The following is a 6,174-nucleotide window of genomic DNA, read 5'->3' on the forward strand; positions in this document are numbered from 1 at the left end:
GCACCTCCCCCACGAAGGAGCTCGTGTGTCCTCCCTCTACGCGCGTCATCAGCGCACCGTCCTGGCCGTCGCCACCGCCGTCGCCGCCGGGGCCCTGCTCACCACCGGCCTGACCACCACCAGCAGCGCCGCCGACGCCGCCACCCCGAAGCCGGCGCTGCCCGGCGCGCCCGTCCTGCTCTCCGCCCCCGCCCGCACCGCCCTCATCCAGGAGCAGCAGCGGACCGCCCCCGGCACCGCCCGCGAGATCGGCCTCGGCGCCAAGGAGAAGCTGGTCGTCAAGGACGTCGTCAAGGACGCCGACGGCACCGTCCACACCCGCTACGAGCGCACCTACGACGGCCTGCCCGTCCTCGGCGGCGACCTCGTCGTGCACGAGTCGGAGTCGGGCGAGACCACCGGCGTGACCAGAGCCACCGCGGCCGCCGTCGAGGTCGCGTCCGTGACGCCGAAGGTCGCCGCGGCCAGGGCCGAGCGGCAGGCGCTGGCCGCGGCGAAGGCCGCCGGCTCGGAGAGGACCGCGGCCGACTCCGCGCCCCGCAAGGTGATCTGGGCGGCGGACGGCAGGCCCACGCTGGCGTACGAGACCGTCGTCGGCGGCCTGCAGGACGACGGCACCCCGAACGAGCTGCACGTCGTCACCGACGCCGCCACCGGCGAGAAGCTCCACGAGTGGCAGGGCGTCGAGACCGGCACCGGCAAGGGCCTGTACTCGGGCACGGTCACCCTGGGCACCTACAAGTCGGGGACCACGTACCAGCTGTACGACACCGCCCGCGGCGGCCACAGGACGTACAACCTCGCCCGCGGCACCTCCGGCACCGGCACCCTGTTCACCGACGCGGACGACGTGTGGGGCACCGGAACGGCCTCCAGCTCCTCCACCGACCAGACCGCGGCCGTGGACGCCGCCTACGGCGCCCAGGTGACCTGGGACTTCTACAAGAACACCTTCGGCCGCAACGGCATCGGGAACGACGGCAAGGCCGCCTACTCCCGCGTCCACTACGGCAGCAACTACGTCAACGCCTTCTGGTCCGACAGCTGCTTCTGCATGACCTACGGCGACGGCTCGGGCAACACCCACCCGCTGACCTCGCTGGACGTGGCCGGCCACGAGATGAGCCACGGCGTCACCTCCCACACCGCGGGCCTGAACTACAGCGGCGAGTCCGGCGGCCTGAACGAGGCGACGTCCGACATCTTCGGCACGGGCGCGGAGTTCTACGCGGGCAACTCCGCCGACGCCGGCGACTACCTGATCGGCGAGAAGATCGACATCAACGGCGACGGCACCCCGCTGCGCTACATGGACAAGCCCAGCAAGGACGGCGCCTCCAGGGACTACTGGTCCTCCGGCCTCGGCGGCGTCGACGTGCACTACTCCTCCGGCCCCGCGAACCACTTCTTCTACCTGCTGGCCGAGGGCAGCGGCACCAAGACGATCAACGGCGTCACCTACAGCTCCCCGACGTACAACGGCTCCTCGGTCACCGGCATCGGCCGCGCCAAGGCGCTGCAGATCTGGTACAAGGCGCTGACCACGTACATGACGTCCACCACGAACTACAAGGGCGCCCGCACCGCGACCCTGAACGCGGCGGCGGCGCTGTACGGCTCCGGCAGCGCCGAGTACGGCGCGGTCGCCGCGGCCTGGTCCGCGGTCAACGTCAGCTGACGGGCGCCGGAACACCGGCGGCACCGCAGCCGACGGGCGGCGCCCGGGAGGACGGCCTCCCGGGCGCCGCCCCAGGGCCTGTCCGGTCCGTCCCCGCCGCCCGCCCGAGGGGCGGCGGGAACGGACCGGGCAGGCCCTACGCTTGGTGCCCATGTCTTCGGAGGACTTCACGTACGACGACGTCGGCGCGACCCGGGAGCCCGGCTTCTGCCCGCCCGGCTTCCGCCCCCTGCAGGTGCGCGCACGTCTGGGGGAGGGCGATGACGTCTTCCGCCGGGCGTCCGAGGCGGTCCTCACCTGGGAGATGCACCGGACGCTGGGCGTCGGCATCGACGCGGGCGCCCAGCGGGCCGCGCCCGGCGTCGACGTCACCGTCACCCTCGCCGGCATGATCAAGGCCCCGTGCCGGGTGGTGTGGACGGTGGAGGAGCCCCGCCGCGCCGGGTGGGCGTACGGCACGCTGCCCGGCCACCCGGAGTGCGGCGAGGAGGCGTTCGTGGTGAACCGCACCGGGGACGGCACGGTCTGGCTGACGGTGACCGCGTTCAGCCGCCCGGCGAAGTGGTACGCGCGGGCGGGCGGCCCGGCCACCCGGGGGCTCCAGCACGCCTACGCACGACGGTGCGGGGCCGTCCTGCGGCAGCTGAGCACCCGGGGGCCGGAGAGCTGACGCTCACCGCATCAGCACCCCCGCCGCCTCCGCCAGTTCCTCCGAGGGCACGGCCACCAGCCCCGTCTCCGCGGCCGACGCCAGCAGGGGGTGGGCGGGCAGGATGCGGACCGTGTAGCCGTAGGGGCCGGTGCGGTCCAGGGAGAGCGGGCCCTCGTACACCCAGCGGCCCTCCGGGTCGGGGCCGCCGGACGGCTTGAGCGGGACGGCCGTCGCGTCGGTGATGCGGTCCTCGGAGTCGACGCGGCCGGAGACCGCCTGGACCTCGACGTCGTCCGGGCCGAGGTCGCCGAGGCCGACCCGCACCCGCAGCCCGAGCGTGGTGCCGAGCTCGGCGGTGGCCGTGGCGGCGGACGTCTCGACATGGTCGACGCTCACCCCGGGCCAGGCCGCGCGCACCCGGGCCTTCCACTCGGCGAGGCCGCGGGCGGCGTCCGGGTCCATCGCGCGGTGCGCCTCGGCGGCCGGGGCGTAGAGGCGTTCGACGTACTCGCGGACCATGCGGCCGGCCAGCACCTTGGGGCCGAGCCGGCCCAGGGTCTGGCGGACCATCTCGATCCAGCGGCCGGGCAGCCCGTCCGGGCCGCGCTCGTAGAAGCGCGGGGCCACCCGCTGCTCCAGCAGCTCGTACAGGGCGGCGGCCTCGACCGCGTCGCGGTGGTCGGGGTCGGTGCCCACGCCGTCGGCGGTGGGGATCGCCCAGCCGAAGTCCGGCTGGAACCACTCGTCCCACCAGCCGTCCAGCACGGACAGGTTCAGGCAGCCGTTCAGCGCGGCCTTCATGCCGCTGGTGCCGCACGCCTCCAGCGGGCGCAGCGGGTTGTTCAGCCACACGTCGCAGCCGTGGTAGAGCTTCTGCGCCATGGCCATGCCGTAGTCCGGCAGGAAGACGATCCGGTGCCGCACCCGCGGGTCGTCGGCGAACCGCACCAGCTCCTGGATGAGCCGCTTGCCCCCGTCGTCGGCCGGGTGGGCCTTGCCCGCGACGACGATCTGCACCGGCCGCTCGGGGTGCAGCAGCAGCCGGGTCAGCCGCTCCCGGTCGCGCAGCATCAGCGTCAGCCGCTTGTACGACGGGACGCGCCGCGCGAACCCGATGGTGAGGACGCCGGGGTCGAGCACGCCGTCGATCCAGCCGAGCTCGGCCTCGCCCGCGCCGCGCTGCCGCCAGGAGGCGCGCAGCCGCTCGCGCACCTCGGCCACGAGCTGTTCCCGCAAGGTCCGGCGGAGTTCCCACAGGTCCTGGGCGGGGATGTCCGCGACCGCGTCCCAGCGCTCGGAGCCGCCGACGGTCAGCGCGTCCTCGGTGCGCTGGGCGCCGGCCTGCCGGGCGGCGAGCCGGAGCACCTCCGGGGCGACCCAGGTCGGGGCGTGCACCCCGTTCGTCACCGACGTGATGGGCACCTCGTCGGGGTCGAAGCCGGGCCACAGTCCGGCGAACATCTCCCGGCTGACGTCGCCGTGCAGCAGCGACACCCCGTTGGCGCGCTGGGCCAGGCGCAGGCCCATCACGGCCATGTTGAACAGGCCGGGCTCGCCGCCCGGGTAGGTCTCCCGGCCGAGCCGCAGGATCCGCTCGACGTCGATGCGGGGCAGCTCGGCCCCGGGGCCGAAGTGACGGGCCACCAGCTCCCGGTCGAAGCGGTCGATGCCGGCCGGGACGGGGGTGTGGGTGGTGAACACGGTCCCGGCCCGCACCGCCTCCAGCGCCGAGTCGAACTCCAGTCCCTCGGCGCAGAGTTCGGCGATGCGTTCCAGGCCGAGGAAGCCGGCGTGCCCCTCGTTGGTGTGGAACACCTCCGGCTCCGGGTGCCCGGTCAGCCGGCAGTACGCGCGCACCGCCCGCACCCCTCCTATCCCCAGCAGCATCTCCTGGAGCAGCCGGTGCTCGCTGCCGCCGCCGTAGAGCCGGTCGGTCACCCCGCGTTCGCCGGGGTCGTTCTCCTCCACGTCGGAGTCCAGCAGCAGCAGCGGGACGCGGCCGACCCGGGCCAGCCAGATCCGGGCGTGCAGCTCCCTGCCGCCGGGCAGGGCGAGGCCGACCCGGGCGGGGCTGCCGTCGGGCTCCTCCAGCAGGGCCAGGGGCAGCTCGTGGGGGTCGAGCACCGGGTAGTGCTCCTGCTGCCAGCCGTCGCGGGAGAGGGTCTGGCGGAAGTAGCCGTGCCGGTAGAGCAGGCCGACGCCGATGAGCGGGACGCCGAGGTCGCTGGCCGCCTTCAGATGGTCGCCGGCCAGGATGCCGAGGCCGCCGGAGTACTGGGGCAGGGCGGCGGTGATGCCGAACTCGGGGGAGAAGTAGGCGACGGCGGCCGGGAGCCCGGCCTGCTGGGCCTGGTACCAGCGGTCGCCGGTCAGGTAGTCGTCGAGGTCGTCGGCGACCGCGGTGAGGCGGCGCAGGAAACGGCGGTCCCCGGCCAGCTCGGCCAGGCGTGCCGGGCGGACGGTGCCGAGCAGGCGCACGGGGTCGCCGCCCGAGGCGGCCCAGCACTCCGGGTCGACGGACTGGAAGAGGTCACGGGTCTCGGCGTGCCAGGACCAGCGCAGGTTGCGGGCCAGGTCGCTGAGGGGCCCGAGGGGGTCGGGGAGAACGGGTCGGACGGTGAATCGACGGATCGCCTTCACATTCCACCTCGGCGCGTTCGCTCGAGACGCAGGGTGCGTCTCGTCGTCCCTCCCGACAGTACCGGCGCGGGTGTCGCCCCCGCCGGTACCTCCGGTTCCCGGTCCCGGTTCCCGTCCGGGCCGGGACGGACGCCGCCCCGCGTCCGGCCCGGAAACCGCCGCGCTCCTCCCGCCCGGCCCGGGCGACATGGCCGATTCCACCCCCGCGGGCGTTCTTGTGATGCCTCGCGCGACACGAGAGGCTGCCCGGGGGCGCACGGTCCGCGGCGGCCGGGTCCGGCCAACCGCCGCTGCCGCGCGCCGAGTCGAGGAGGGGACTCATCAGCATGGCACGGACGCGCAGCCGGCGTCTGCGCCGGGCGGGTGGGCCGGTCGCGGTGGCCTCGGCCACGGCCCCGCCGGCCGTCCCCCCGCCCGCGCACGCCGCGCCGAGAGAGCGGACGTCCGGCGCCGGTGGCGGAGGCCACCCGGCGACGCCCGGAGCGGGGCCGGAGTCCGCAGGCAGGGGGGCGCCGGCGCCCCCGTCCGCCCCACCTGGGCCAGGCACCCCGGCCGCCCGCACGGGCGGCGCCGCGGGGACGGCGTACCGCGGTGCGTCCGCGGCGCCGCCGCACGCCGCGGGCGCCGTCGCGCCGTGTCCGGCGGACCCTTCCGGGGACATGCCCGCACAGGTGTCCCAAGCGCTGATTGCGGGCGCCGCATCAGGGAAGGTGTCGAGGCGGGGAACCGGTTCGCCGAACGCACTTGTGCAGGTACCGCACGTGCAGGCGCAGCGTGCGGAGGGCCGGCCCTGTCCGTCGTGGAAAGGGCCGGCCCTGTGGGGGAGACGAACGCGTGAGTAGTTAACAAAGCGCCGGATTGCCCACCCGAGAAGTGTGGGAAGGCTCCTCCGGTACACCCCTCCGGTAGACCCGCAGGACCCACCTCCCCACAGTCATCCGCCCATTCACGTTGACGCGGACAGGAGCGGTCATGCCCGCCACGCACCACTCGTCATCACCCCCGGCCTCCAGCACCGGGGAAGTTCCCGTGCCCCCCGCCGTCGGCGAGCCGGCCCCGGAGCCGCCCTCCGCGGGCGGGACCACCGCCGTCGGGCGCATACCCGTCCTCGACGTCCGTCCCCTCGTGCTGGACGGACGCAGGCCCGCCAAGGCGGTGGTGGGTGAGTCGTTCGAGGTGTCGGCCACCGTGTTCCGTGAGGGGC

4 protein-coding genes are annotated in these 6,174 nt (G+C 74.8%); 3 read left to right on the forward strand and 1 reads right to left on the reverse strand.

All coding sequences use genetic code 11. The annotated features are described in order from the left end of the window. Nucleotides 1-25 precede the first annotated feature (25 nt). Nucleotides 26-1,678 carry a M4 family metallopeptidase gene (locus tag ABD363_RS21645; protein ID WP_344606093.1) on the forward strand — a complete coding sequence of 551 codons (1,653 nt, stop codon included), beginning with the start codon at nucleotides 26-28 and terminating at the stop codon, nucleotides 1,676-1,678. A gap of 151 nt (nucleotides 1,679-1,829) precedes the next feature. Then, nucleotides 1,830-2,348 (forward strand): DUF1990 domain-containing protein, encoded by a 519-nt coding sequence (locus tag ABD363_RS21650; RefSeq protein ID WP_344606095.1) that lies wholly within the window; start codon nucleotides 1,830-1,832, stop codon nucleotides 2,346-2,348. A gap of 3 nt (nucleotides 2,349-2,351) precedes the next feature. On the opposite strand, the gene ABD363_RS21655 is transcribed toward ABD363_RS21650, so the two are convergent. Beyond that, the gene (locus ABD363_RS21655) at nucleotides 2,352-4,970 is read right to left on the reverse strand and encodes a glycosyltransferase family 1 protein (protein WP_344606097.1); all 2,619 of its coding nucleotides are present in this window, start codon (nucleotides 4,968-4,970) and stop codon (nucleotides 2,352-2,354) included. 972 nt (nucleotides 4,971-5,942) lie between these two features. Between ABD363_RS21655 and ABD363_RS21660 the strand changes: the two genes are divergently transcribed. Continuing rightward, nucleotides 5,943-6,174 (forward strand): maltotransferase domain-containing protein (locus tag ABD363_RS21660; protein WP_344606099.1); only part of this gene is annotated, 232 nt, incomplete at its 3' end.

Source organism: Streptomyces glaucus, from assembly GCF_039533365.1.
Lineage (GTDB): Bacteria > Actinomycetota > Actinomycetes > Streptomycetales > Streptomycetaceae > Streptomyces > Streptomyces glaucus.

Excerpts from the sequence above, each read along its gene's own strand:
- ABD363_RS21650 (WP_344606095.1), top strand. The coding sequence starts at position 1,830 with ATGTCTTCGGAGGACTTCACGTACGACGACGTCGGCGCGACCCGGGAG.